Genomic DNA, 25406 nt, shown 5'->3' with positions numbered 1-25406 from the left:
AATGCTGGACTGTGGCGAGGGAGCTTGCTCCCGCTGGGCTGCGAAGCGGCCCTAAAAAATCGGGAGCGCTGCGCACTCCAGCGGGAGCAAGCTCCCTCGCCACAAGTGCCCGCCTTCTGGAGGGTCGTGTCGGATCAGCGCTGAACGACCTGCAAGGTGTTCTTCTCTTTCGGCATAACCCGCTTGGCAACCACGTAGTGGCTTTCCCAGTACGGTTTCTTCAAGGTGTCGATGGTCACCGACTTGCCACGGCGTGGGGCGTGGATGAAGCGGTCGTTGCCCAGGTAGATGGCGACGTGATTGACCCGGCGGCTCTTGATGTTGAAGAAAATCAGGTCGCCGGGCTTCAGATCCTTGCGATCGACTTTCTCGCCATGACCGCTGGCCATGGCATTCGAGGTGCGCGGCAGGTCGAACGTGGCGTCGTTGAACGCGTATTTCACCAGGCCACTGCAATCAAACCCTTTACTTGGGCTGCTGCCGCCCCAACGGTAAGGTGTACCGAGGACGTTGACGGCGCGGCTCAGCACGTTGCTGCTTTCCTTGGTCGCCATCGGCGGGACAAGCTTGCTGTTGGCTTTGCTCAGCGAAGTCGATTGCTTGATTTGCTTGTTTTTGCTCGAGGGAGCAGAAACATGGGATTTCGGGGTGTAACCATTAACGTTAGGAAGACGTTGCTCACGATTGGTGGCGTGGGCGGCCAGTGGCATCAAAAGGCAAATGGTTAGCCATGTCTTGAAAAATGGACGCATTAGGCAAGGCTCATATAGGTTAGCGCGAAACTTTATAACAGCTTTTTTGTCCCTTCCGAGGCCGTTGGTCGATTCAAACGGAGGGCAACGGAACCAAATAAGCGTTAAATGGACGCGATTGTCTGACAGAAGTCAGTTGCTACAAGGGTTTGACGGGACACAAGGTAGCATTTGCCATACGTCGGCCACCTGTAAAAAAGTCACAAAGAATTCAAGAATATTTATCTATCGTGTGATTCGAGGTCCTTCATGAACACCTATCAACACCCCGTTCCACATCAAGATACCCACAGCAAAGTGATCGGTTACCTGCTGTGGATTTTCGGTTTTACCGGGGCTCACCGCTTTTATTACGGCAAACCGGTGACCGGGACGATCTGGTTTTTCACCTTCGGTTTGTTGGGCATCGGCTGGCTGATCGACCTGTTTCTGATCCCGGCCATGGACCGTGAAGCGGACCTGCGTTTTACCGCCGGGGCTATCGAATACAACGTTGCGTGGATTCTGCTGACGTTTCTCGGGGTGTTCGGCGTACACCGGATGTATCAGGGGAAGTGGATCAGCGGCTTGCTGTACCTGGTGACGGGTGGGTTGTTCTTTCTGGGGGTTTTGTATGACTTCTGGACGCTGAATGACCAGGTTTCGGTGCGTAATGCCCAGAACAGAGGCACCTTTCAGTAAGTTGTGGCGAGGGAGCTTGCTCCCGCTGGGTCGCGAAGCGACCCCAAAACAGGTCTGCTGCGCAGCCCAGCGGGAGCAAGCTCCCTCGCCACAGTGTTACGCCTGGTGGCTGATCCGCCCATCCACCAGGGTGTAACGCACCACACCCGGCAGGCTATGCCCAATGAACGGGCAATTCTCACCCTTGGACAGCCACGTCTCACCGGCCACAGTCGAAGCCGCCGGGTCGAACAGCACGATATCCGCCGCCCCACCCACTGCCAGTTTCCCCGCCGGCAAGCGCAAGGCTTCAGCAGGTCCGGCACTCAAACGGGCCAGCAACGTCGGCAGATCCAGCAAACCATCTTCGACCAACGTCATCGCCAACGGCAGCAGCAGTTCGACACTGCTGATCCCCGGCTCAGTCGCACCGAACGGTGCGAGTTTGGCGTCCCGTTCGTGTGGCTGGTGATGGCTGGAGATGGCCGACACCACACCCGACTTCACCGCCTCACGCAGGCCGTCGCGGTCGGCGCGGGTGCGCAGCGGTGGCTGCACGTGATAAAGGCTGCTGAAATCGATCAGCGCTTCATCGGTCAGGATCAGCTGATACAACGCGACATCAGCCGTCACCGGCAATCCACGGGCCTGAGCCTGAGCAATCAGGGCCACGCCGCGCGCGCTGGTCAGCTGGCTGAAGTGTGCGCGCACACCGCTTTGCTCGACCAGCAGCAGATCCCGCGCCAGAGCCACGGTTTCAGCGGTTTCCGGGATGCCCGGCAAACCGAGGAAACTGGCGGTCGGGCCTTCATGGGCCAAACCACCTTCGGCCAAATCATGGTCCTGGGAGTTGAAAATCACCGTCAGGTCGAACGTCGCCGCGTACTCCAGCGCACGGCACAGCGTGCGGGTGTTGCGGAAGTTTTCCAGACCGTTGCCGAAGGCCACGCAACCGGCATCGCGCAAGGCAACGAGCTCTGCCAGTTGCTCACCGTCCAGACCTTTGCTCAGCGCGCCGATCGGGAAAACCTTGGTGTTGCCGGCCTCGCGGGCGCGGTCGAGGATCAGTTCGGCCACGGCCGAGGTGTCCAGCACCGGTTTGGTTTTTGGCGGGCAGCACAGGCTGGTCACGCCACCGGCAGCGGCAGCGCGGGTTTCGCTGACGATCGAGCCTTTGCGGCTGTAACCCGGCTCGCGCAGGGCGACGTTCAGGTCAACCAGGCCAGGGGCGGCCACCAGGCCTTGGGCTTCAATGGTGTCGACGGCGACGAAACCGGCCGGTGCGGCGCCAAGGGCGATGATTTTGCAGGCTTCGATGTGGATGTCAGTCACTTGATCCAGGCCGCTGGCTGGATCGATCACGCGGGCGCCGAGAATGCTGAGCTTCACTGGGCGTTCTCCTGCTCGAATTGGCGCTGGGCAGTTTGCCCGCTCATGGCCATGGACAACACAGCCATACGAATGGCGATGCCGTAGGTCACTTGGTTGAGGATCACCGAGTGCGGGCCGTCGGCCACCGCCGACTCGATTTCCACGCCACGGTTGATCGGCCCAGGGTGCATGACGATGCAATCCGGTTTGGCGCCGGCCAGGCGCGCGGTGGTCAGGCCGAACAGGCGGTAGAACTCGCCTTCGCTTGGCAGCAGGCCGCCGGTCATGCGTTCACGTTGCAGGCGCAGCATGATCACCACATCGACGTCTTTCAGGCCTTCGGTCATGTTGGTGTAGACCTTCACGCCGTATTGCTCGATGCCGATCGGCAGCAGGGTCTTCGGCGCGATCACGCGAATGTCCGGGCAGCCAAGGGTTTTCAGCGCGAGCATGTTCGAGCGCGCAACCCGCGAGTGCAGGATGTCGCCGACGATGGCCACGGAAAGGTTTTCGAAACCGCCCTTGTGCCGACGGATCGTCAGCATGTCGAGCATGCCCTGGGTCGGGTGGGCGTGACGGCCGTCGCCGCCGTTGATGATCGCCACTTGCGGGCACACGTGTTCGGCGATGAAGTGCGCGGCGCCGGAATCACCGTGACGCACGACGAACATGTCGGCGGCCATCGCTTCCAGATTGCGCAGGGTGTCGAGCAGGGTTTCGCCCTTGCTCGCCGACGAGGTGGACACGTTCAAAGTAATCACGTCCGCCGACAGCCGCTGGGCCGCCAGTTCGAAGGTGGTGCGGGTGCGGGTGGAGTTCTCGAAGAACACGTTGCACACGGTCTTGCCGCGCAGCAACGGGACTTTCTTCACCGCCCGGGCGCCGACTTCGAGGAACGAGTCAGCGGTGTCGAGGATTTCCGTCAGCAGCTCGCGGCGCAAACCGTCGAGCGAGAGGAAGTGGCGCAGCTGGCCCTGATCATTGAGCTGCAGCGGGCGCTTGGTTTCTAGAGGCGTCATCGCGAGGGGGACTCTCAATAGGGCGAATTAAAGGGCGAGGTCTTGCAGTTCGAGCTTGAGTTCCGGGCCGGACAGCTTCACGCGCTCATGGGCCGCCAGCGACAGGGTCGCGCCAACCACATTCGGGCGGATCGGCAGTTCGCCGGCGTCCAGGTCCAGCAGGCACACCAGCGTTACGCTGGCCGGACGGCCGTAGTCGAAGAGTTCGTTCATGGCGGCGCGGATGGTGCGGCCGCTCATCAGCACGTCGTCGATCAACACCAGGTCCTGGCCTTCGATCTCGAACGGCAGCGCCGAGGGGCGCACTTGCGGGTGCAGGCCGTTCTGGCTGAAATCGTCGCGGTAGAAGGACACGTCCAGCGTGCCGAGCGGCGCATCGCTGCCCAGTTCCTCGAGCAACGCCTGGGCGACCCAGACGCCACCGGTACGAATACCGATGTAACGCGGTTCGCTGATGCCACGGTGTTCCAGATGTGCCTTGAGACGGATCGCCATCTGGCTGATCAGTTCGGCGGGATTGGGCAGGCTCATGGTTGCTCCTTCTTGGGCCCGAGCCGGGTGGTGCTGGAGTGGCTCGGGTTGTCGCTATAGAGAGTCGCTTGTTACGGCTCTTCAGGATTCGAACAGTGCGGTGTTTTCGTCGAGCCAGCCTTGCAGCAGCAGGGCGGCGGCGATGGCGTCGACCGGGTTGTCGCGGTAACTGCCTTTCTGCCCGCCACGATCACGCCGCTCGCCCTTGGCTTCGAAGGTGGTCAGGCGTTCATCGTGGGTATAGAAGGGCAGGTTGTAGCGGCCGTTGAGGCGGCGGGCGAACTTCTCGGCCCGCAGGCACATGTCGCTCGGCGTGCCGTCCATATTCAGCGGCAGGCCGACGACGACAGCGTCAGGTTTCCACTCTTTAATGAGGGCTTCGACCTGATTCCAGTCGGGAACTCCGTTTTGAGCCTTCAAGGTGCACAGCTCGCGGGCCTGGCCGGTAATCACCTGGCCGACCGCCACGCCGATCTGTTTGGTGCCGTAGTCAAACCCCAGGATCAGGCGCAGAGCCATCAGGCGTGCCCCGCCTGGCTGGTGAGCAGGCTGAGGTTGACGCCGAGGTGTTTGGCCGCCGCTTCGAGACGCAGTTCGCTGCTGGTGTTGAACAGGATGTCGGCGTCGAACGGGCAGGTGAGCCAGGCATTCTGCGCCAGCTCGGCCTCAAGTTGCCCGGCTTCCCAGCCGGCATAACCCAGGGTGATCACACTCTTGGCGGGGCCGACGCCATCGGCGATGGCAAACAGCACATCCTGGGACGTGGACAGGGACAGGTTATCTTCCAGATCAACGGTCGCCTGAAACGTCTTGCCCGACGGGTGTAAAACAAAGCCACGATCGGTTTGCACCGGGCCGCCGATGAAAATCGGCACATGCTGGCAGAGGATCGGCGGTTCGATATCGGGGCGCAGTTGCTCGAGGATATCGGCCAGGTTCAGGTCTTGCGGACGGTTGACCACCAGCCCCATGGCACCATTGGCCGTGTGCTCGATGATGTAGGTCAAGGTGTGCGCAAAGTTCGGGTCGGCCATGTGAGGCATGGCGATCAGGAAGTGATGCTTGAGGTAGCTGGGGCTGACGTTCTTCATGAGCGCTAGTGTGGCGTTGGAGGGGCGAACTGACAAGCTGGGGATGTATAGGAAATGCCGCAAATCTCGGCAACGACATAGATTAAATGTGGGAGCGGGCTTGCTCGCGAAAGCAATGTGTCATTCAACGGAGGTGTCTACTGAAAGACCGCTTTCGCGAGCAAGCCCGCTCCCACAGGGGATTTGTGGTGGTCAGTTGCTGGAGAGTCTGTCCCCGCGCGCAAATTTCCACGTCCGAATAATTTCCAGTCGGTCGATATCCGACAGATCCCCGGTAAACGGTGCAAACGGTGCCGCCAGCCTGACGATCCGCTGGGCGGCCTGATCGAGCAGCGGTTGCCCGGACGACTCCAGTACCAACACTTCATACAGTGAACCATCGCGGTTGATCGAGACCATCAACCGCAAGTTGCCGTAAATCTGTTGACGCCGCGCTTCGTCGGGGTAATTGAGGTTGCCGATGCGCTCGACCTTCTTGCGCCATTCGTCCTTATACCAGGCGCCTTTGTCACGCATGGTCGAGGCGGCGCTCAGGCGGTGGATGCGCGGGCGCTTGGCGTACAGCTGTTGTTCGTTGGCCAGTTCCGCTTCCAGGCTGGCGATGTCGCTGGACAGCTGTTCACTGTCGAACGTCGGCGCGGCGACAGCGGGTTTGGTGACGGGTTTGGGTTCTTCGGTCTTGGCCGCGGCTTTCTTAGGCTTAGGTGCGACGGTGGTCACGGCAGTCTTGGGCGGCGCTTCCTGCACTTCAGGCTTGGCGGCCGGCGGTGGCGTGACTTTCTGCACCTTGTTGTCCTGGAACGGCGCGACCTCGGTGGTCTTGGGGATCGCCTTTTTATCCAGGGTGCCGCTGCCTTCCTGATTTTCCTGGGCGAGGAAATCGGCCTTCGCCGGCTTCTTTTCGCTTTTGAAGGTGGCGAGGGTAATTTCCAGGGTTTTGCTGATTTGCTTGGGTTCAACCATCGTGAACCCAACGCCCAGCAGCAAGGCCAGGTGAATCAACGCCGCGAGAAACAGGGTAAATCCGAGGCGATCGGCCGGGCGCACGCCACGGTGGGCGAGTTCTGCGGGCAGATCGGACGGGAGGGTCATGACGAGAAAACCAACATCGCGTTTTTCACAGGCCGCGCATGATAACGCAATGTTGGTTTCATCTTGGGTGTTCTATATCAACGGGCCTTGAGCTTCTGATCGATGGCATCCATCAGCATCCCGCCGATGTCCGTGCCGAACGCATTATCAATCTCGCGAATGCAGGTCGGGCTGGTGACGTTGATTTCCGTCAGGTGCTCGCCAATCACGTCCAGGCCAACGAACAGCAGGCCTTTCTCGCGCAGGGTCGGGCCGACTTGCGCGGCGATCCAGCGGTCTTTCTCGGTCAGCGGACGGGCTTCGCCACGACCACCGGCCGCGAGGTTGCCACGGGTTTCGCCCGCGGCGGGAATACGCGCCAGGCAGTAATCCACCGGCTCGCCGTCGATCATCAGGATGCGTTTGTCGCCATCGACGATGGCCGGCAGGTAACCCTGGATCATGATCTGCTGCTTGCCGTGCAAGGTCAGGGTTTCGAGAATCACCGACAGGTTCGGGTGGCCGGCGGTGTGACGAAAGATCGAAGAACCGCCCATGCCGTCCAGCGGCTTGAGGATCACGTCGCCGTGATGATCGGCGAACTCGCGCAGCACGTCCGGGCGACGGCTGACGATGGTCGGCGGCGTGCACTGCGGGAACAGCGTGGCGAACAGTTTCTCGTTGCAGTCACGCAGGCTTTGCGGCTTGTTGACCACCAGTACGCCAGCGCGCTCGGCTTGTTCGAGCAGGTAAGTGGAGTAAACGAACTCCATGTCGAACGGCGGATCCTTGCGCATCAGGATCACGTCCAGATCACTCAGCAGCGCGTCGGTCTCGGCTTCCAGTTCGAACCATTTTTCCGGGTTGGCGAAGACTTTCAGCGGCCGCATCCGCGCCCGCGCTTCACCTTCGGCCTGGTACAGATCGCCCTGTTCCATATAGAACAGTTCCCAGCCGCGCTTCTGTGCGGCCAGCAGCATGGCCAGCGAGCTATCCTTTTTATAGGAGATGCTGGCGATAGGGTCCATGACAATCCCGACGCGAACGCTCATGGGTTTTTCCTCGAATTTGGGGGCGATTTCGATTCTCCGTAGGAGCAAGCTTGCTCGCGATGGACTTCAGAACACCGCGCTTATCCAGCCAGCACGCGTCATCGTTGACGTTCATCGCGAGCAAGCTCGCTCCTACAAAGAGCCGTAAAAAAGTGGCGTCAGAGTGGCGCCGTGTGTGTTCCCGGTCAAGGAAAAACCACCGCGCCAGTCCCCCGATAGATTGCATTTGGAGACTGTGCTAAAAAGGCTGCCATGTCATGCTGGCCCTTGAACATCAAGGGTTTCGAGCCTCCGGTTATCGGAAACGGACAATTTGATTCGCAAAGGCGACGGTGGAGCATTTATGGACCAGCATTCCAGCGCCTTGAAGGTCATGGTGATCGACGATTCGAAGACGATTCGCCGCACCGCCGAAACGCTGTTGAAAAACGTGGGGTGTGAGGTCATCACGGCCATCGACGGCTTCGATGCCCTGGCCAAGATTGCCGACAATCATCCCGGCATCATCTTTGTCGACATCATGATGCCGCGTCTGGATGGCTATCAGACCTGCGCCTTGATCAAGAACAACAGTGCGTTCAAGTCCACGCCAGTGATCATGCTGTCGTCCAAGGACGGGTTGTTCGACAAGGCCAAGGGGCGCATCGTCGGCTCCGACCAGTTTTTGACCAAGCCTTTCAGCAAGGAAGAACTGCTGAACGCGATCCAGGCCCACGTACCGGGCTTCGCCGCTGTTTTGCCGCAGTAGGACACGCACAGAGACGCTCGGCCAGCGGGCCCGGCGTCGACAAGAAGAATGGGGAAAACCATGGCACGTATTCTGATCGTCGATGATTCGCCGACTGAAATGTACAAACTGACCGGCATGCTGGAAAAGCACGGTCATGAAGTATTGAAAGCCGAAAACGGCGCCGACGGCGTGGCGCTCGCCCGTCAGGAAAAACCCGACGCGGTGCTGATGGACATCGTCATGCCCGGCCTCAACGGTTTCCAGGCAACCCGTCAGCTGACCAAAGATCCGGAAACCGGACATATCCCGGTGATCATCATCACCACCAAGGATCAGGAAACCGACAAGGTCTGGGGCACGCGCCAGGGCGCCAAGGATTACCTGACCAAACCGGTCGACGAAGACACCCTGATCAAGACCCTGAACAACGTGCTGGCCGGTTGATCGTGCGGCCATGACCGAGTCGCTGACGGCTTTCGAACTGCTGCTGCAGATTGACCAGCGCTGTCGTCTGCTGGCGGCGGATCTGCCATCGCAGCCGACCCGGCAGGACAGCTGGAGCGGTATCGGTTTTCGCCTGGGCGAGCACTGGTATGTCGCGCCCATGGGCGAAGTCAGCGAAGTCCTGCACGAACCACGGTTCACGCAACTGCCGGGGGTCAAACCCTGGGTCAAGGGCGTGGCCAACCTGCGCGGGCGCTTGCTGCCGATGATGGATTTGTGTGCCTTCTTTTCGGATAAAGAGCTTGGCCACGAGTTGTCGGCGGTGCGCAAACAGCGGCGGGTGCTGGTGGTGGAGCACAAGGACGTGTTTGCCGGGTTGATGGTCGATGAAGTTTTCGGCCTTCAGCACTTTGCTCAGGACAGTCTGGAGCCGGTAGATGCGTTGAATGACCCGATTGCACCGTTCATCAAGGGCCGGTTTCAGCGCGAGCAGAATTGGCAGGTGTTCAGCCCGTTCGCGTTGGCGCAGTCACAAAGCTTTATGCACGTAGCGCTGTAACTGGTTCGACACCAACCCAATGTGGGAGCGGGCTTGCTCGCGAATGCGGTGTATCAGTCGACAGTCATGCTGAATGACACACCGCATTCGCGAGCAAGCCCGCTCCCACAGGGGGTTATGGTGGGTTCTGAAGGTTGGTTAACAGGCGAGGACCGATGATAAAAGCAAAAACAGGCAAGCCAGAAGGGTCGCGCAGCCGGTCGCAGATCATCGCGCTGTTCATCGCGCTGATTGTTTTCATCATGCTGCTGTTCGCCAACTTCGCTCGCCTCAACACTCAAGCCACGTACGATAAACAATACATCGGCCACGCCGGCGAGCTGCGCGTGCTGTCCCAGCGCATTGCCAAAAACGCCACCGAAGCCGCCGCCGGCAAGGCTGCCGCGTTCAAGTTGCTCAGCGATGCACGCAACGATTTTGCCCAGCGCTGGGGGTATCTGAAGAAAGGCGACCCTTCCACCGGCCTGCCGCCAGCCCCGTCCACCGTGCGTCCGGAAATGCGCGCGGTGCAATTGGACTGGGAACGCCTGCTGAAAAACACCGACGCCATTCTGTCCAGCGAACAGACGGTTTTGTCGCTGCATCAAGTCGCCGCCACCCTCGCTGAAACCGTGCCGCAATTGCAGGTCGAGTACGAAAAAGTCGTCGAAATCCTCCTGCAACGGGGTGCGCCGGCCGCTCAGGTCGCGATGGCCCAGCGTCAGTCGCTGTTGGCCGAGCGGATTCTCGGTGCAGTCAACACCGTGCTGTCCGGCGACGAAAGTTCGCAACAGGCCGCCGACGCTTTTGGTCGCGACGCCGCGCGTTTCGGCCAGGTGCTCACGGGCATGCTGCAGGGCAATCCGGCGCTGAAGGTCAGCCAGGTCGAAGACCACGATGCCCGCGCCCGGTTGATCGAGATCTCCGAACTGTTTGAATTCGTCTCGGGTTCGGTGGATGAAATCCTCGAAACCTCACCGGAACTGTTCAAGGTCCGCGAATCGGCAAGCAACATTTTCACCCTCTCGCAAACCCTGCTCGACGAAGCCTCGCACCTGGCAATCGGGTTCGAAAACCTCGCCGGCGGGCGCGATATAGACACCATTGGCGGCTACGTGCTGGGCCTGCTGGCGCTGATGTCGATCATTCTCATTGGCCTGGTGATGGTTCGCGAAACCAATCGCCAGTTGCGCGAAACCGCTGAAAAGAACGAACGCAACCAGAACGCGATCATGCGCCTGCTCGACGAAATCGAAGACCTGGCCGACGGCGACCTGACCGTGACGGCGTCGGTGACCGAAGACTTCACCGGGACCATCGCCGATTCGATCAACTATTCCGTGGATCAGCTGCGTGATCTGGTGGCAACGATCAACCTCACCGCCGGCCAGGTCGCTGCCGCCGTGCAGGAAACCCAGGCCACCGCCATGCACCTGGCGCAAGCCTCGGAACATCAGGCGCAACAGATCAGCGAAGCCTCCACTGCGATCAACGACATGGCGCAGTCCATCGATCAGGTCTCGGCCAATGCCGCCGAGTCCTCGGCGGTGGCCGAGCGCTCGGTGGAAATTGCCAACAAGGGCAACGAGGTGGTGCACAACACCATCCACGGCATGGACAACATTCGCGAACAGATTCAGGACACCGCCAAGCGCATCAAGCGCCTCGGCGAGTCCTCTCAGGAGATTGGTGATATTGTCAGCCTGATTGATGACATTGCCGACCAGACCAACATCCTTGCGCTTAACGCTGCGATTCAGGCCTCCATGGCCGGTGACGCCGGGCGCGGTTTTGCGGTGGTGGCCGACGAAGTCCAACGGCTGGCCGAACGCTCTTCCGCCGCGACCCGGCAGATCGAAACCCTGGTGCGGGCGATTCAAGCCGATACCAACGAAGCGGTCATTTCCATGGAACAGACCACCACCGAAGTGGTGCGCGGCGCACGTCTGGCGCAGGATGCCGGTGTGGCCCTGGAAGAAATCGAAGGCGTGTCGAAGACGCTCGCGGCGCTGATCCAGAGCATCTCCAACGCCGCCCAGCAACAGACGTCTTCGGCCGGGCAGATTTCCCTGACGATGAACGTGATCCAGCAGATCACCTCGCAGACGTCGTCCGGCTCCACGGCCACTGCCGAGAGCATCGGTAACCTGGCGAAAATGGCCAGCCAGTTGCGGCGCTCGGTGTCCGGTTTCACCTTGCCGGCCGCCAAGGCGCAGACTGTGGATAAAGTGTGAAGCGTCCACGGGCGTTCGAACGATGAACGGAGCAGTTATGGGTGATCGGCACGACTATGTGGCCCTCGAGTGGGTCAAAGGCGAGATTGCCGAAACGCTGAAAGTGGCTCACCAGGCGATTGAAACATTGCTTGATGACCCCCAGGCGACGCACGCCCTCAGTGAATGCCTGGCGTGCATCCATCAGGTTCACGGCAGTTTGCAGATGGTCGAGTTCTACGGCGCGGCGCTGCTCGCCGAAGAGATGGAGCAACTGATCGCTGCCTTGCAGCAGAACCGCGTCAGCCATCGCGACGAGGCCATTCATCTGTTGCTGCAAGCGATCGGTCAGTTGCCTGTCTACCTCGACCGCGTACAAGGCGCACGCCGCGACCTGCCGCTGGTGGTGCTACCGCTGATCAACGATCTGCGCAGCGCCCGTGGCGAAAGCCTGTTGTCGGAAACCAGCCTGTTCACCCCGCAATTGCCGGACCTGCCAGCGCTGAATGAAGAATCACTGGCGCTGCTGGAGCCGGCGGACCTGCCGAACGTGCTGCGCAAATTGCGCCAGATGTTGCAGATGGCCCTGGTCGGGTTGATGCGCGAGCAGGATGACGACACCCACCTCGGTTACCTGACCAAGGTGTTTTCACGTCTTGAAGGGCTGTGTGGCAATGCGCCCCTGAGCCCGTTGTGGCAAGTCGCTTCAGCGCTGGTCGAAGGCATGCGTGGCGGTTCGATCGCCAACAGCCCGGCCCTGCGCAGCCTGTTCAAGGACGCCGACACAGAGCTCAAACGCCTGCTCGAACAGGGCATGCCCGCGATCAATCAGCCGGCACCGCCGGAGTTGCTCAAGAGTTTGCTGTTCTACATTGCCAAGGCCGAACACCCCACCGGGCAGATGCTGACCATGAAAGATCGCTACGGATTGGACGACGCGCTGCCTGACAGCGCGATGGTCGACGAAGAACGGGCGCGGCTGGCCGGCCCTGATCGCGATGCCATGCGCTCGGTGCTGGCGGCGCTGTGCGAAGAGCTGGTACGGGTCAAAGAACGCCTGGACCTGTTCGTGCGCAGCGACCGCCAGCACACCTCGGACCTCGAAAGCCTGCTCGCACCGTTGCGACAGATCGCCGACACCCTGGCGGTGCTCGGTTTCGGCCAGCCGCGCAAGGTCATCATCGATCAACTGGCGGTGGTGCTGAGTCTCGCCCAGGGTCAGCGCGAACCCAACGATGCGATCCTCATGGACGTCGCCGGGGCCTTGCTCTACGTCGAGGCGACGCTGGCCGGGATGGTCGGCACCGTCGAACCGGAAAGCCAGGAAGACAGCCGCCCGCCGACCACCGACCTGACGCAGATCCACCAGATCGTGATCAAGGAAGCGCGCATCTGCCTGCAACAGGCCAAGGACATGATCGTCGATTACATCGACGCCGACTGGGACCGCCAGCATTTGCAACCGTTGCCGGCCTTGCTGACCCAGGTGCGCGGTGCGCTGGCGATGATTCCGCTGAGCCGTGCAGCGAGCCTGATCGACGCCTGCAACCACTTCATCCGCGAGCATTTGCTGCTGGACCCGGACCAGCCTGGCTGGAAAGAACTGGACAGCCTGGCCGACGTCATCACCAGCATCGAGTATTACCTTGAGCGCCTCAGCGACGATCCCGAGGCTGCCGGTGAACAGTTGCTCGATGTTGCGGAAAAAAGCCTGGCGTCACTCGGCTTTTTTCCCAGCGAGCACTCTGTACCGATGCTGGAGGATGTGCTCAGCCCGAGCGAAGCCCAGGTCATGCAGGACCAGCAGGAACTGGACGATCCAGAGGTCGTCCAGACCCTGGCCGATGTACTGGCCAACCCGGTATCTGCCGTTAACCCGCCCGCGCTGAATACGCCGGGCAGCCTGTTACCCCCGCCGCTGGGCGAGGCGCCGGTGGATGACGAACTGCGCGAAGTCTTCCTCGAAGAAACCGATGAAGTCGTGGACATCCTTCGCGAATACCTGCCGCGCTGGTCGGCCTCTCCCGACAATACGTCGGTATTAAGCGAATTGCGCCGGGCCTTCCACACGCTCAAAGGCAGTGGCCGGATGGTTCGCGCGCTGGTGCTGGGTGAGCTGGCGTGGGCCGTGGAAAACCTGCTCAATCGCGTGCTGGAGCACAGCGTTGAACCGGGCCAGGCCGTACAGCAACTGCTCGACGATGTACTGAACCTGCTGCCGGAACTGGTGGCTGAATTTGCCGACAATGCCCAGCGTCAGCGCAACGATGTCGACCAATTGGCCGCCCGCGCCCATGCCCTCGCCAAGGGTGACGAACCTCTGTCCGATGAGGACGTGCAGGACGTTGCGGCCCTCGATCCGTTGTTGCTGGAGATTTTCCGCAACGAGGCGGAAACCCATCTGGCCAGCCTCAACCGCTTCCTTGAGCAGGCCGCCGAACATGTGCCGTTGCAGGCCAGCGACGAGTTGCAACGGGCGCTGCACACCCTCAAAGGCAGCGCTTCGATGGCCGGCGTCTTGCCGATTGCCGAGCTGGCGACACCGCTGGATCACCTGGCCCGTGAGTACAAGGCGCACCTGATGGCCCTGGACCTGGACGAAATCGAACTGCTGCTGGAAGCCGAAGGCGTGTTCCGTCTCGGGTTGCGTCAGCTCAAGGTCGATCCGCTGGCCGAGATTCCCGGCGCCCGTTCATTGATCGAAAGAACACAGGCGCTGCTGGCCGAGCGGCTGGAAGCGCTGTTGAGCACACCGAGCACGGCGCTCAGAACCAAGCGCGATCCGCAGTTGATCAACAACTTTCTGGCTCAGGGCATGGACATCCTGCTGGATGCCGAAAGCCTGTTGCAGCGCTGGCAGCAGCATCCCGGCGAACGTCAGGAACTCAGTGCACTGCTGGACGAATTGACCACCCTCGGCGAAGGTGCGCACCTGGCCGATCTGCATCCGGTGGACGAGCTCTGCGAAGCCTTGCTGGATCTTTATGGCGCGGTGGAAGAAAGCAGTCTCGCCGTCAGCGACCGGTTTTTCCACGAGGCGCAAAGTGCTCACGAAGCACTGATCAACATGCTCGACGAACTGGCTGCCGGCCAGGAAGTCAGCCCGCAGCCGGAGCGCATCCGGGCCTTGCGCGGCTTGCTCGACGAGAGCCTCGACCCGACGGCCATGGGCCTGATTCGCAGTGACGGCAGCCGCACCCTGAGCATCCGTGACCTCAGCGAAGCCACGGCCGAACTGGAGCGCACGCTACCCCCTGTAGGAGCGAGCTCGCTCGCGATGGACGTTAACGATGACGCGTTGTCATTGGATAAACGCGGCGCCTGTGAGCCCATCGTCGGAACGCCGCCCGGAGACGAGCTCGCTCCTACAGGGGACCGCGTGGCAGAGCTCGACGATGAGATCGTGTCGATCTTCCTCGAAGAGGCGGTGGACATCCTCGAAAGCGCCGGCCAGGCCTTGCAGCGCTGGCTGAATGACCCGGAAAACGCCGCGCCGCTGCTGTCGTTGCAGCGGGATTTGCATACGCTCAAGGGCGGTGCGCGGATGGCCGAGGTCGAGCCGGTCGGTGACCTCGCCCATGAGCTGGAAAGCCTTTACGAAGGTCTTGTCGATCGCCGTTACAGCCACAGCGAAGCGTTGGCGCACCTGCTGCAACAGAGTCATGACCGGCTGGCTCAACTGCTTGAGCAGTTGCAGAACCAGAAACCGCTGGGTGATCCGGGTGAGCTGATCGAAGCCATTCGCGAGTTCCGCCAAGGCAACGCCAACGCGCCTGAAACAGTCGAATCTGTGGAGGCCGAGGATTCGCCGGGGCATGATCCCGAGCTGCTGGAAATCTTCCTCGAGGAAGGTTTCGACATCATCGAAAACTCCGGCGCGGCGCTGGTGCGCTGGCAGGCCGAACCTTCCAATCGTCAGGAAATGGAAACCCTGCTGCGTGACCTGCACACCCTCAAGGGTGGTGCGCGGATGGTGGAAATCGGCCCGATCGGCGACCTCGCCCATGAACTGGAATTTCTTTACGAAGGCTTGTCCGCCGGTGTGCTGAAACCGACGGCCGCGCTGTTCGGGCTGTTGCAAAGCAGCCATGACCGACTGGCGCAAATGCTCGACGCCACCCGCGCCGGTCAACCGTTGCCACCGGCCGATCGACTCATCGACACGATCCGCAATTTCAGCCATCCGGAGGTGCAGGAAGCACCGGTTGCCGTTCCGGTTGCACCCAAGGTCGAGCCGCTTGCGCCTCAAGTCGATGTCGGTGCCGACATGGTCAAGGTCTCGGCGGAACTGCTCGACGACCTGGTCAACCTGGCCGGGGAAACCTCGATCTTCCGTGGCCGCATCGAACAGCAGGTCAACGACGCGCGCGTGGCGTTGAACGAGATGGAAACCACCATCGAGCGCATGCGCGATCAATTGCGCCGGCTCGATACCGAAACCCAGGGACGGATTCTCAGCCGCCAGCAAATCGACGCAGAGCGCTCGGGTTACGAAGACTTTGACCCGCTGGAGATGGATCGCCACTCGCAGTTGCAGCAATTGTCACGGGCGCTGTTCGAGTCCGCCTCCGACCTGCTCGACCTCAAGGAAACCCTCGACCGGCGCAACCAGGACGCGGAGAACCTGCTGCAGCAACAGGGCCGCATCAACACCGAATTGCAGGAAGGCCTGATGCGTACGCGCATGGTGCCGTTCGAGCGAATGCTGCCGCGCCTGAAACGCATCGTCCGCCAGATCTCCAGTGAACTGGGCAAGGACGTGGAATTCGTGGTCGGCAACGCGGAAGGCGAGATGGACCGCAATGTCCTTGAACGCATGGCGGCACCGCTGGAACACATGCTGCGCAACGCCGTCGACCATGGTCTGGAACCCACAGACGTGCGCATCGCAGCCGGAAAGCCGGCGCAGGGCCGGATCACCCTCGACCTGTCCCGCGAAGGCGGCGACATCATTTTCGACCTCCGCGACGACGGTGCAGGCGTGCCGCTGGAAGCGGTGCGGCGCAAGGCAATCAAGCGCGGACTGCTCGCGCCGGACAGCGACATCAGCGACCGCGACGTGCTGCAATTCATCCTGCAACCGGGGTTCTCCACGGCCGAGAAAATCACCCAGATTTCCGGGCGTGGCGTCGGCATGGATGTGGTCCACGAAGAGGTTCGGCAACTGGGCGGCAGCATGAGCATCGACTCTGTGCCGGGGCAGGGCGTGCATTTCCGCATTCGCCTGCCGTTCACCGTGTCGGTCAATCAGGCGCTGATGGTGCAGTGCTTTGATGATCAATATGCGATTCCGCTCAACACCATCGACGGCATCGTGCGTGTGCTGCCCAACGAACTTGAAGGGCATTACCGGCTCGATCCGCCGACCTACAAATACGCCGGGCAGCACTATGAACTGTGCTACCTCGGCGAACTGCTGAAAACCAGCACCCGCCCGAAATTGCTGGGTCAGAGCCTGCCGCTGCCGGTGTTGCTGGTGCAATGCAATGACCGCCACATCGCGGTGCAGGTCGATTCGATGGCCGGCAACCGGGAGATCGTGGTGAAAAGCCTCGGTCCGCAATTTGCGGCGGTGCAGGGTTTGTCCGGGGCGACGATACTGGGCGATGGCCGGGTGGTGCTGATTCTCGATTTGCTGGCGCCAATCCGTGCGATGCAGGCGCCGCAACGACCGCTGGTTCAAGACGCCGAGCCCGAGCCGCACAAGCCCTTGCTGGTGATGGTGGTCGACGACTCGGTCACCGTGCGCAAGGTCACCAGCCGTTTGCTCGAACGCCACGGCATGAACGTGCTGACGGCCAAGGATGGCGTCGATGCCATGTTGCTGCTGGAAGAACACATGCCGGACCTGATGCTGCTGGACATCGAAATGCCGCGCATGGACGGTTTCGAAGTGGCGACCCAAGTGCGCGCGGATGAGCGTTTGCAGCATCTGCCGATCATCATGATCACCTCGCGCACCGGCCAGAAACACCGCGATCGCGCCATGGCCATCGGCGTCAACGACTACCTCGGCAAGCCGTACCAGGAATCGGTGCTGCTTGAAAGCATCGCGCTGTGGAGCAAAACCCATGCTTGAACACCGCACCAGCAACCTCACCGGGCTGCTGCTGCCCCTGGCCGACCGCAACCTGATTTTGCCCAACGTGGCGGTGGCGGAGCTGATCGACTATCAGCCGGGGGCGTTCGATCTGGATACGCCGCCGTGGTATCTGGGGCGGGTAACGTGGCGGAACCGGCAGATTCCATTGCTCAGTTTTGAGTCGGCGTGTGGCAACAAGATCGTGATTGGCGAGCGAGCCCGCATCGTTATCCTCAACGCCATCGGTGGACGACCTGAACTGAAATTCATCGCGTTGCTGGTGCAGGGGATTCCTCGGTCGTACAAGCTCGACAGCCAGTTGAGTTATATGGATGTGCCGTTGTGTCCGCTGGAAAAGGCAGCGGTGCAGGTGGGGGAGCAAGTGGCCAAAGTGCCTGACTTGATGGCGCTGGAGGAGTTGCTGGTGAGTGCCGGACTCACCTGAAGACTTCCCAGGGTTGAAGATTCCCAAAAAGGGACCTATCGTTCCTTTTTTGGGACTTGTCGGTCGTTGCCGTGAAAAACCTGTCATTGAGTGAAGCCTTGTTCACCACTACCCAGCAAAAAGTGCTGGGCTTATTGTTCGGCAAGCCCGATCAAAGTTTTTACGCCAACGAGATCGCCCGCTGGGCTCAAGTGGGTAAAGGCAGCCTCATGCGCGAGTTGGACCGGTTGCAGCGGGCAGGCGTGCTGACTCTGATCCGTCAGGGCAACCAGACCCACTATCAAGCCAATCCCGAATGCCCGATCTATGCCGAACTGTTGGGCATCGCCCGTAAAACCTTTGGTATTGCCGAGCCTCTGCGCCAGGCGCTCCACCCCTTTGCCGAACAGATCACTTGGGCATTTGTGTATGGCTCTATCGCCAAGGATCAGGCGAACGCATCCAGTGACATTGATCTCATGCTGATCGGCGAAGGCCTGCACTACAGTGAAGTGATGGAGCGGCTTATGCCTCTGGAGGAACAGATGGGCCGCGTTCTCAACCCGACGCTCTACACCCCTGACGACTGGGCAGCAAAACTGGAGGCTGAAAACAGCTTTGTCGTGCGGGTAGCGCAGCAGGAAAAGATCAATCTGATGGGGGGAAACCCTTTGGAGTCCAAGGATGGGCAGCAACGAGAATCTGGAAAATCTGTTACGTAGCGGTGGACTGAAAGCCGAGCCGCCGGATCGCAAGGAGTGTGAAGGGTTGCTGCGTTCGGCTGTGGATCGCTTGAAGGATGCACAAGCCACTTCACTTTCGTTCGCAAGCCGGTTCGATCTGGCTTACAACGCTGCCCACGCCCTTGCGCTGACGGCTCTTCGCTTGTGTGGCTACCGTTCAGACAAGCGATATCTGGTGTTTCAGTGCCTGGTACATACCGCTGATATTGGCAAAGTGCAGGTTCGACTATTCGCCCTGTGTCATGAGCGACGGAACCTGGCGGAGTATGAAGGCTATATGGATGAGGATCAGGCGTTGTTGGCGCAGCTGTTGGAAAGCACTGCGCAGCTTCAGGGTCGCGTGCAGCAGCAGATGACCGGACTGTAGTGTTTCTACACTGAAGAATACGGGGATTGTTCTGGCCCCTTCGCGAGCAAGCCCGCTCCCACATTAGATCTCTGGCGCACTCAGGTTTTGGGTACGACACAGATCCAGTGTGGGAGCGGGCTTGCTCGCGAAAGGGGCCTGAACAGCCAGCACACTTCTCCAACCATTACCCTGACCGTAACGATCCGTCTCTGTGCTTGATTGATGCCCCGCCTCCACACTCCTAAGGTGACCCTCACGACAGCGAACCCGTGGAGTGGTCATGACAACAACAATATCCCCCGACTCGCGATGGACGCGGCGGCGCAGCGAAAAGCAGCGGCGTCTCGAACTGGTCAAGGGCCTGGCCGACGGTGTGGTCCTGCCCACCGACAACATCATTGCGGCGCTCGAAGCGTTGATCCTGCCCGGCGACCGTGTGGTGCTGGAGGGCAACAATCAGAAGCAGGCGGACTTCCTTTCCCGCTCACTGGCAAAAGCCGATCCCGCCAGGCTCCACGACCTGCACATGATCATGCCCAGCGTCGGCCGCTCCGAGCACCTGGACCTGTTTGAACGCGGCATTGCCCGCAAGCTCGATTTCTCCTTCGCCGGCACCCAGAGCCTGCGCATCAGCCAGTTGCTGGAAGACGGCCTGCTGGAAATCGGCGCGATCCACACCTACATCGAGCTCTACGCGCGACTGGTGGTGGACCTGATTCCCAACGTCGTGCTTTCGGCCGGTTTCATGGCCGACCGCGCCGGCAACATCTACACCGGCCCCAGCACTGAAGACACGCCAGCGCTGATCGAACCGGCGGCCTTCAGCGACGGCATCGTCATCGTTCAGGTCAATCAATTGGTCGACGACGTCACAGACCTGCCACGCGTCGACATCCCGGCCTCCTGGGTCGATTTCGTGGTGGTGGCCGACAAGCCGTTCTACATCGAGCCGCTGTTCACCCGCGACCCGCGCCACATCAAGCCTGTGCACGTGCTGATGGCGATGATGGCGATCCGCGGGATCTACGAAAAACACAACGTCCAGTCCCTGAACCACGGCATCGGTTTCAACACCGCCGCCATCGAACTGATCCTGCCGACCTACGGCGAATCCCTCGGCCTCAAAGGCAAGATCTGCCGCAACTGGACGCTCAATCCGCACCCGACCTTGATTCCTGCCATCGAAAGCGGCTGGGTCGAAAGCGTGCATTGCTTCGGCACGGAACTGGGCATGGAAAACTACATCGCCGCGCGGCCGGACGTGTTCTTCACCGGGCGCGACGGCTCGCTGCGTTCCAACCGAATGTTCAGCCAACTGGCCGGGCAATACGCGGTAGACCTGTTCATCGGTGCGACCCTGCAAGTCGATGGCGACGGCCATTCCTCCACCGTGACCCGCGGTCGTCTGGCCGGTTTCGGTGGCGCGCCGAACATGGGCCACGATCCGCGCGGTCGGCGCCACGGCACGCCAGCCTGGCTCGACATGCGCCACGGTGACGCGCCGGAACCCTTGCTTGAACGCGGCAAAAAACTTGTGGTGCAAATGGTCGAGACCTTCCAGGAGGGTGGCAAACCGACCTTCGTCGAAACCCTCGATGCGATTGAAGTGGCGAAGAACAGCGGCATGCCGCTGGCGCCGATCATGATCTACGGCGACGACGTCACCCACCTGCTGACCGAAGAAGGCATCGCCTATCTGTACAAGGCGCGTTCGCTGGAAGAACGCCAGGCGATGATCGCTGCCGTCGCCGGCGTGACTGTCATCGGCTTGCGCCACAACCCGAAAGACACCGCACGCATGCGCCGCGAAGGCTTGATCGCGTTGCCCGAAGACCTCGGCATCCGTCGCACCGACGCCACCCGTGAATGGCTCGCCGCCAAAAGCGTGGCTGATCTGGTCGAGTGGTCCGGTGGCCTCTACAACCCGCCCGCCAAATTCAGGAGCTGGTGATGCACGCATTCATCCTGCAACCGAAAACGTTATCCCTGGCCGAACGGCTGGCGGACCTGGCGGTGGACGCGCTGATCGACGAAGCGGATTTGTCGCCGAAACCGGCGCTGGTCGATCGTCGTGGCAATGGCGCGCATACCGATTTGCACCTTGGGCTGATGCACGCTTCGGCGATGTCGTTGTGGCCGGCGTTCACGGAAATGGCGCAAGCCGCTATCGAATTTGGCGAAGTGGGTTTGCCGCTGCGTGAAGCCCTTGGGCGGATTGGCCGGGAAGGGGAGCAAACGATGCTCGCCACCACGAACGGTGTGAATACTCACCGTGGGGCGATCTGGGCTTTGGGTCTTTTGGTCACTGCCGCCGCGCTGGAGTGCACGAATACCCAAGCAAGCGCTGTGACGATGCGGGCAGCCCGATTGGCGATACTCGACGACCGTTACGCCCCACGTCCTCTGAGCCACGGCGCGCAAGTCGCCCTGCGCTACGGCGCGCGCGGTGCCCGTGAAGAAGCGCAGCTTGGCTTTCCTTCGGTGATCCAGCGCGCCTTGCCGCAACTCCAGCGCAGTCGCGCGACCGGGCATGGCGAGCAGAACGCCCGGCTCGATGCACTGCTGGCAATCATGACAAATCTGGCCGACACCTGCGTGCTCTACCGCGCCGGCGAACAAGGCCTGCAAACGATGCAACTCGGCGCCCAAGCGGTACTCGACGCCGGCGGCAGCGCCAGCCTCGCCGGTCGCCGCCGTTTGCATGAGCTGGACGAACAATTAATCGGTTTGAATGCCTCGCCCGGCGGCGCTGCGGATTTGCTAGCAGCCTGTCTGTTCATCGACCGCATCGAGTCGGCTGACGGCATCAACCAGGGAGCGTTTTGATGGAAACCTTATCCTTTGAATTCCCCGCCGGGCAGCCGCCACGCGGTCGCACGCTGGTCGGCTGTGTCGGCTCGGGCGATCTGGAAGTGCTGATCGAACCAGGTCAGGCCGGCAGGCTGACCATCAAGGTGCAGACCTCGGTCAATGGCGCCGAACAACGCTGGCAGCATCTTTTTGCGCGGATGTTCGACGGCCAGACCCCGCCGGCGATGGCCATCGATATCCACGACTTCGGCGCCACGCCCGGCGTGGTTCGCTTGCGTCTGGAACAAGGCTTTGAGGAGATCGGCCATGACTGACAGCGCAGCGCTCCTCCACAAACACAGCTTCGTCGAACTGGGTGCGCGGCAACGGGCGAAAGCCTTGCTCGACGCTGGCACCTTCCGCGAACTGCTCGACCCCTTTCAACGGATCATGTCGCCGTGGTTGTCGCGCCAGGGCGTGGTCCCGCAAGCCGATGACGGCGTGGTGATTGCCAAGGGCAGTATTGGCGGTCTGCCGGTGGTCATCGCTGCCATCGAAGGCGCGTTTCAGGGCGGCAGCCTCGGTGAAGTCGGCGGGGCGAAGATCGCTGGCGCACTGGAACTGGCCGCCGAAGACAACCGCAACGGCACTCCCACCCGCGCCGTGTTGCTGTTGGAGACCGGCGGTGTGCGGCTTCAGGAAGCCAACCTTGGGCTGGCGGCGATTGCCGATATTCATGCGGCGATTGTCGATCTGCGCCAGCACCAACCCGTGGTCGGCGTCGTCGCCGGCAGCGTTGGTTGCTTTGGCGGGATGTCGATTGCCGCCGGGTTATGTAGCTATCTGTTGGTGACCCAGGAAGCGCGACTCGGTTTGAACGGTCCGCAGGTGATCGAACAGGAAGCGGGGCTTGAGGAATACGACTCCCGTGACCGTCCCTTCATCTGGAGCCTGACCGGTGGCGAGCAACGTTTTGCCAGTGGCCTGGTGGATCGTTATGTCGCCGATGATGTAGCGCAAATTCAGCAGCAGGTCAGTGAATTGCTCAAGCAAGGTTTGCCGGAAAAACAGCGCAGCCGTCAGGCCGACCTGTTTCTGCAACGGCTGGCCCGCCTGGACGCCGAACCGCAAATCGAGCCAGCGACGGTTCGCGATCTGTATCGAGGAGAGCGCTCATGAGTTCGTATTCCCTGAGAGGTTTGAGCTGGTTCAACGCCTTGAGTGCGGGCGCGAAACCGGTGGAGGGTTTGCCGGCTTCGTTGAAGGTGGCCGACGGTGTGTTGGGCGATCAGCCTGTGCGGTTTATCGCCGTGGTGGCTGATCCCGACAACCGCTTTGTCCGCGCTCGCAATGGCGAAGTGGGTTTGCTGGAAGGTTGGGGGTTGGCCAAAGCGGTGGATGAGGTCATCGCGGCGGACGCTGATAAACCGCACAAGCGCGCCTTGATCGCCATCGTCGACGTGCCGAGCCAGGCCTATGGTCGACGCGAAGAAGCACTCGGCATTCATCAGGCCTTGGCGGGCGCTGCGGACAGTTACGCCCGCGCGCGACTGGCCGGGCATGCGGTGATCGGTTTGCTGGTGGGCAAGGCGATGTCCGGGGCGTTTCTGGCTCACGGGTATCAGGCCAATCGGTTGATCGCACTGCGTGATCCGGGCGTGATGGTGCATGCGATGGGCAAGGCTTCAGCGGCGCGAGTGACCTTGCGCAGCGTCGAAGAGCTGGAAGCGCTGGCCGCCAGCGTGCCGCCGATGGCGTATGACATCGACAGCTACGCCAGTCTGGGTTTGCTTTGGGAAACCTTGTCGGTGGAGCGGATCGAGCAGCCGACGGCAGCGGATCTGGCGCGGGTAACTGAATGCCTGAACCTGGCGATTGGCGATGTCGCCGCGACAGGGCGCGACCTGAGCAGCCGACTGGGCGCAAGCAACCGTGCCGCCTCGAAGAACGTTCGCCAACTGCTGAGAGAACAGTGGTGAACACGTATCTGGCCCACGACCTGCTCTGGGGCATGACCCCGGCGCACTTGCCTGCGGATGCGCCCGCGTGGGTGATCGAGTCGATCAGCGTGGGGCAGCCAGTGGTGGTTCGGCGTGCGCTGAGTGCGCCGGATCTCATCGCGGTCGGCGTGCGTGGACGCTTGCGTGAGCAGCGTTTCGCAACGGTGATGCCGGTCGATGCCGTTCAGCGTTGCGTTACACCGGAAGCACTTTGTCATGTCTCGATCAATCGGGATCTGCCGGCAGTGCATGCCCTCAACCAACTGCGGCCGCTGCTTGATGGCTGCGGTCGGGTGTGGGGCGTCAGCGGCAGTGCCGGGTTTGAATTGGCCAGTGGCTTTGTTGCCTTGCACGAGGGCAGCGATCTGGATTTGATCCTGCGCACGCCGCAACCGCTGGAACGTGCTCAGGCGCAGGAACTGCTGAAGATTCTGGACAGCGCCGCGTGCCAGGTGGACATGCAGTTGCAGACACCTTTTGGCGCCGTCGCCCTGCGTGAATGGGCCAGCCCTGCACGCCTGGTTTTGCTCAAAAGTGCCAGCGAAGCCTGTCTGGTGGCTGATCCGTGGAACCCGCTGGAGCAAGCCGCGTGAGCAGTTTGCTGGTGTTCCCCGGCCAGGGCGCGCAGCAGCCGGGCATGCTCCATCGTTTGCCGCGCGAAACGCTGATCGAGGCGAGTGACGTGCTTGGCGAAGAGGTGTTGCTGCTGGATTCTGCCGAAGCGCTCAAGTCGACGAGAGCTGTTCAACTCTGCCTGCTGATCGCCGGTGTGGCGGCTTCACGCCAGTTATTCATGACACCGGATTACGTGGCTGGATTGTCCATCGGTGCTTACCCGGCGGCGGTGGTTGCGGGCGCCTTGAGCTTCGGCGATGCGCTGCATCTGGTCAGCCTGCGCGGTGAACTGATGCAGCAGGCTTATCCACAGGGCTACGGCATGACCGCGATCATCGGTCTCGATTTATCCACAGTGGAAGGCTTGCTGGCGCAGGTTCACAGCGTCGACACGCCGGTTTACCTGGCCAACATCAACGCCGAAAACCAGGTGGTGATTGCCGGCAGCGACGGCGCGATGCAAGCCGTCGCCGAGTTGGCGAAAGCTCGCGGTGCAGGCCTGGCCAAGCGACTTGCCGTCAGTGTGCCGTCGCATTGCCCGCTGCTGAATGCGCCCGCGAAAACGCTGGCCGATGCATTCGCCAAGGTGCCGCTGAAAACGCCGACATTGGGTTACCTCAGCGGCAGTCGCGCCCGGCCAGTTATCAACACCGAAGCCTTGCGCGACGACCTGGCCTTCAATATGTGCCGCATCGTCGATTGGCGCGGCACGGTGCAAAGCGCCTACGAGCGCGGCGTACGTCTACAGATCGAACTGCCGCCCGGTGCGGTGCTGACCGGGCTGGCGCGCCGGGTGTTCGAGCAGGGCACCGTGATTGCCTTCGACGGTGCCCGGCTCGATACCCTGCAAGCGCTGTTGCGTGAGGAGGGAAGCCGCCAACTCTAAATCACCGACTCAGGCCTTCGAACAACAAAAACAACATTCGACGAT

The 25406-nt window shown here is 61.3% G+C and carries 24 protein-coding genes; 16 read left to right on the top strand and 8 right to left on the bottom strand.

Annotated features, from left to right (window positions below):
* Window positions 1-134: 134 nt before the first annotated feature.
* Window positions 135-752, bottom strand: a complete 618-nt coding sequence (locus ACA073_RS24775) for a C40 family peptidase (RefSeq protein ID WP_497400200.1) — start codon at window positions 750-752, stop codon at window positions 135-137.
* Window positions 753-1001: 249 nt separating this feature from the next.
* On the opposite strand from ACA073_RS24775, the gene ACA073_RS24770 reads away from it, so the two are divergent.
* The gene (locus ACA073_RS24770; RefSeq protein ID WP_497400198.1) at window positions 1002-1433 is read left to right on the top strand and encodes an NINE protein; all 432 of its coding nucleotides are present in this window, start codon (window positions 1002-1004) and stop codon (window positions 1431-1433) included.
* Between the two features lie 96 nt (window positions 1434-1529).
* Here the strand turns inward: ACA073_RS24770 and ACA073_RS24765 are convergent, their stop codons facing one another.
* From ACA073_RS24765 to gshB, 7 genes are all read right to left on the bottom strand, one after another.
* On the bottom strand, window positions 1530-2801 hold the full coding sequence (locus ACA073_RS24765; protein ID WP_497400196.1) for a dihydroorotase: 1272 nt from the start codon (window positions 2799-2801) through the stop codon (window positions 1530-1532).
* Window positions 2798-3802: an aspartate carbamoyltransferase catalytic subunit gene (locus ACA073_RS24760; RefSeq protein ID WP_123357320.1), complete on the bottom strand. Its 1005-nt coding sequence runs from the start codon at window positions 3800-3802 to the stop codon at window positions 2798-2800. The genes ACA073_RS24765 and ACA073_RS24760 overlap by 4 nt, the downstream gene beginning before the upstream one ends.
* A 27-nt stretch (window positions 3803-3829) precedes the next feature.
* Window positions 3830-4333, bottom strand: a complete 504-nt coding sequence (pyrR, locus tag ACA073_RS24755; protein WP_008026190.1) for a bifunctional pyr operon transcriptional regulator/uracil phosphoribosyltransferase PyrR — start codon at window positions 4331-4333, stop codon at window positions 3830-3832.
* Window positions 4334-4414: 81 nt separating this feature from the next.
* Entirely contained in the window at window positions 4415-4852 is a 438-nt protein-coding gene (gene ruvX / locus ACA073_RS24750; protein WP_003195067.1) for a Holliday junction resolvase RuvX, read from the bottom strand.
* Complete coding sequence (locus tag ACA073_RS24745; RefSeq protein WP_497400194.1) at window positions 4852-5424, bottom strand: YqgE/AlgH family protein; 573 nt, start codon at window positions 5422-5424, stop codon at window positions 4852-4854. The genes ruvX and ACA073_RS24745 overlap by 1 nt, the downstream gene beginning before the upstream one ends.
* A gap of 192 nt (window positions 5425-5616) precedes the next feature.
* The gene (locus tag ACA073_RS24740) at window positions 5617-6516 is read right to left on the bottom strand and encodes an energy transducer TonB (RefSeq protein ID WP_497400192.1); all 900 of its coding nucleotides are present in this window, start codon (window positions 6514-6516) and stop codon (window positions 5617-5619) included.
* 77 nt (window positions 6517-6593) lie between these two features.
* Window positions 6594-7547 carry a glutathione synthase gene (gshB, locus tag ACA073_RS24735; protein ID WP_017341266.1) on the bottom strand — a complete coding sequence of 318 codons (954 nt, stop codon included), beginning with the start codon at window positions 7545-7547 and terminating at the stop codon, window positions 6594-6596.
* Window positions 7548-7890: 343 nt separating this feature from the next.
* On the opposite strand from gshB, the gene pilG reads away from it, so the two are divergent.
* From pilG to mdcH, 15 genes are all read left to right on the top strand, one after another.
* Window positions 7891-8295: a twitching motility response regulator PilG gene (gene pilG / locus ACA073_RS24730; protein WP_027926573.1), complete on the top strand. Its 405-nt coding sequence runs from the start codon at window positions 7891-7893 to the stop codon at window positions 8293-8295.
* Between the two features lie 60 nt (window positions 8296-8355).
* The gene (gene pilH, locus ACA073_RS24725; protein ID WP_007897961.1) at window positions 8356-8721 is read left to right on the top strand and encodes a twitching motility response regulator PilH; all 366 of its coding nucleotides are present in this window, start codon (window positions 8356-8358) and stop codon (window positions 8719-8721) included.
* Between the two features lie 10 nt (window positions 8722-8731).
* Entirely contained in the window at window positions 8732-9280 is a 549-nt protein-coding gene (locus ACA073_RS24720) for a chemotaxis protein CheW (protein ID WP_497400189.1), read from the top strand.
* A gap of 155 nt (window positions 9281-9435) precedes the next feature.
* Window positions 9436-11493, top strand: a complete 2058-nt coding sequence (locus tag ACA073_RS24715; protein WP_497400187.1) for a methyl-accepting chemotaxis protein — start codon at window positions 9436-9438, stop codon at window positions 11491-11493.
* Window positions 11494-11530: 37 nt separating this feature from the next.
* Window positions 11531-17551: an Hpt domain-containing protein gene (locus ACA073_RS24710; RefSeq protein WP_497400185.1), complete on the top strand. Its 6021-nt coding sequence runs from the start codon at window positions 11531-11533 to the stop codon at window positions 17549-17551.
* A complete protein-coding gene (locus tag ACA073_RS24705) occupies window positions 17544-17999 on the top strand; it encodes a chemotaxis protein CheW (protein WP_497400183.1) in 456 nt (151 codons plus the stop codon). Before ACA073_RS24710 ends, ACA073_RS24705 begins: the two co-directional genes overlap by 8 nt.
* Before the next feature lie 71 nt (window positions 18000-18070).
* Window positions 18071-18700 (top strand): transcriptional regulator, encoded by a 630-nt coding sequence (locus ACA073_RS24700; RefSeq protein ID WP_497400181.1) that lies wholly within the window; start codon window positions 18071-18073, stop codon window positions 18698-18700.
* Window positions 18663-19088, top strand: a complete 426-nt coding sequence (locus ACA073_RS24695) for a hypothetical protein (RefSeq protein ID WP_497400179.1) — start codon at window positions 18663-18665, stop codon at window positions 19086-19088. Before ACA073_RS24700 ends, ACA073_RS24695 begins: the two co-directional genes overlap by 38 nt.
* A 262-nt stretch (window positions 19089-19350) precedes the next feature.
* On the top strand, window positions 19351-21021 hold the full coding sequence (gene mdcA / locus ACA073_RS24690; protein WP_497400177.1) for a malonate decarboxylase subunit alpha: 1671 nt from the start codon (window positions 19351-19353) through the stop codon (window positions 21019-21021).
* Window positions 21021-21896 (top strand): triphosphoribosyl-dephospho-CoA synthase, encoded by an 876-nt coding sequence (locus tag ACA073_RS24685; protein WP_497400175.1) that lies wholly within the window; start codon window positions 21021-21023, stop codon window positions 21894-21896. The genes mdcA and ACA073_RS24685 overlap by 1 nt, the downstream gene beginning before the upstream one ends.
* Window positions 21896-22195, top strand: a complete 300-nt coding sequence (locus tag ACA073_RS24680; RefSeq protein WP_497400173.1) for a malonate decarboxylase subunit delta — start codon at window positions 21896-21898, stop codon at window positions 22193-22195. Before ACA073_RS24685 ends, ACA073_RS24680 begins: the two co-directional genes overlap by 1 nt.
* Entirely contained in the window at window positions 22188-23039 is an 852-nt protein-coding gene (locus ACA073_RS24675; RefSeq protein WP_497400171.1) for a biotin-independent malonate decarboxylase subunit beta, read from the top strand. The genes ACA073_RS24680 and ACA073_RS24675 overlap by 8 nt, the downstream gene beginning before the upstream one ends.
* Window positions 23036-23839, top strand: a complete 804-nt coding sequence (mdcE, locus tag ACA073_RS24670) for a biotin-independent malonate decarboxylase subunit gamma (protein ID WP_497400169.1) — start codon at window positions 23036-23038, stop codon at window positions 23837-23839. Before ACA073_RS24675 ends, mdcE begins: the two co-directional genes overlap by 4 nt.
* Window positions 23833-24453, top strand: coding sequence for a malonate decarboxylase holo-ACP synthase (locus ACA073_RS24665; protein WP_497400167.1), 621 nt, complete (start codon window positions 23833-23835; stop codon window positions 24451-24453). The genes mdcE and ACA073_RS24665 overlap by 7 nt, the downstream gene beginning before the upstream one ends.
* Complete coding sequence (gene mdcH / locus ACA073_RS24660) at window positions 24450-25361, top strand: malonate decarboxylase subunit epsilon (protein WP_497400165.1); 912 nt, start codon at window positions 24450-24452, stop codon at window positions 25359-25361. Before ACA073_RS24665 ends, mdcH begins: the two co-directional genes overlap by 4 nt.
* Window positions 25362-25406 lie beyond the last annotated feature (45 nt).

The organism is Pseudomonas sp. LBUM1670, from assembly GCF_059695695.1.
The sequence above is the reverse complement of the archived record's forward strand: the minus strand, read 5'-3'. Positions and strand labels throughout refer to the sequence as shown.

Bases quoted from the DNA above. Each gene is read 5' to 3' on its own strand.
- ACA073_RS24775 (WP_497400200.1), bottom strand. From the start codon at position 752: ATGCGTCCATTTTTCAAGACATGGCTAACCATTTGCCTTTTGATGCCA.
- ACA073_RS24770 (WP_497400198.1), top strand. From the start codon at position 1,002: ATGAACACCTATCAACACCCCGTTCCACATCAAGATACCCACAGCAAA.
- ACA073_RS24760 (WP_123357320.1), bottom strand. From the start codon at position 3,802: ATGACGCCTCTAGAAACCAAGCGCCCGCTGCAGCTCAATGATCAGGGC.
- pyrR (WP_008026190.1), bottom strand. From the start codon at position 4,333: ATGAGCCTGCCCAATCCCGCCGAACTGATCAGCCAGATGGCGATCCGT.
- ruvX (WP_003195067.1), bottom strand. From the start codon at position 4,852: ATGGCTCTGCGCCTGATCCTGGGGTTTGACTACGGCACCAAACAGATC.
- ACA073_RS24745 (WP_497400194.1), bottom strand. From the start codon at position 5,424: ATGAAGAACGTCAGCCCCAGCTACCTCAAGCATCACTTCCTGATCGCC.
- ACA073_RS24740 (WP_497400192.1), bottom strand. From the start codon at position 6,516: ATGACCCTCCCGTCCGATCTGCCCGCAGAACTCGCCCACCGTGGCGTG.
- gshB (WP_017341266.1), bottom strand. From the start codon at position 7,547: ATGAGCGTTCGCGTCGGGATTGTCATGGACCCTATCGCCAGCATCTCC.
- pilG (WP_027926573.1), top strand. From the start codon at position 7,891: ATGGACCAGCATTCCAGCGCCTTGAAGGTCATGGTGATCGACGATTCG.
- pilH (WP_007897961.1), top strand. From the start codon at position 8,356: ATGGCACGTATTCTGATCGTCGATGATTCGCCGACTGAAATGTACAAA.
- ACA073_RS24720 (WP_497400189.1), top strand. From the start codon at position 8,732: ATGACCGAGTCGCTGACGGCTTTCGAACTGCTGCTGCAGATTGACCAG.
- ACA073_RS24715 (WP_497400187.1), top strand. From the start codon at position 9,436: ATGATAAAAGCAAAAACAGGCAAGCCAGAAGGGTCGCGCAGCCGGTCG.
- ACA073_RS24710 (WP_497400185.1), top strand. From the start codon at position 11,531: ATGGGTGATCGGCACGACTATGTGGCCCTCGAGTGGGTCAAAGGCGAG.
- ACA073_RS24705 (WP_497400183.1), top strand. From the start codon at position 17,544: ATGCTTGAACACCGCACCAGCAACCTCACCGGGCTGCTGCTGCCCCTG.
- ACA073_RS24695 (WP_497400179.1), top strand. From the start codon at position 18,663: ATGGGCAGCAACGAGAATCTGGAAAATCTGTTACGTAGCGGTGGACTG.
- mdcA (WP_497400177.1), top strand. From the start codon at position 19,351: ATGACAACAACAATATCCCCCGACTCGCGATGGACGCGGCGGCGCAGC.
- ACA073_RS24685 (WP_497400175.1), top strand. From the start codon at position 21,021: ATGCACGCATTCATCCTGCAACCGAAAACGTTATCCCTGGCCGAACGG.
- ACA073_RS24680 (WP_497400173.1), top strand. From the start codon at position 21,896: ATGGAAACCTTATCCTTTGAATTCCCCGCCGGGCAGCCGCCACGCGGT.
- ACA073_RS24675 (WP_497400171.1), top strand. From the start codon at position 22,188: ATGACTGACAGCGCAGCGCTCCTCCACAAACACAGCTTCGTCGAACTG.
- mdcE (WP_497400169.1), top strand. From the start codon at position 23,036: ATGAGTTCGTATTCCCTGAGAGGTTTGAGCTGGTTCAACGCCTTGAGT.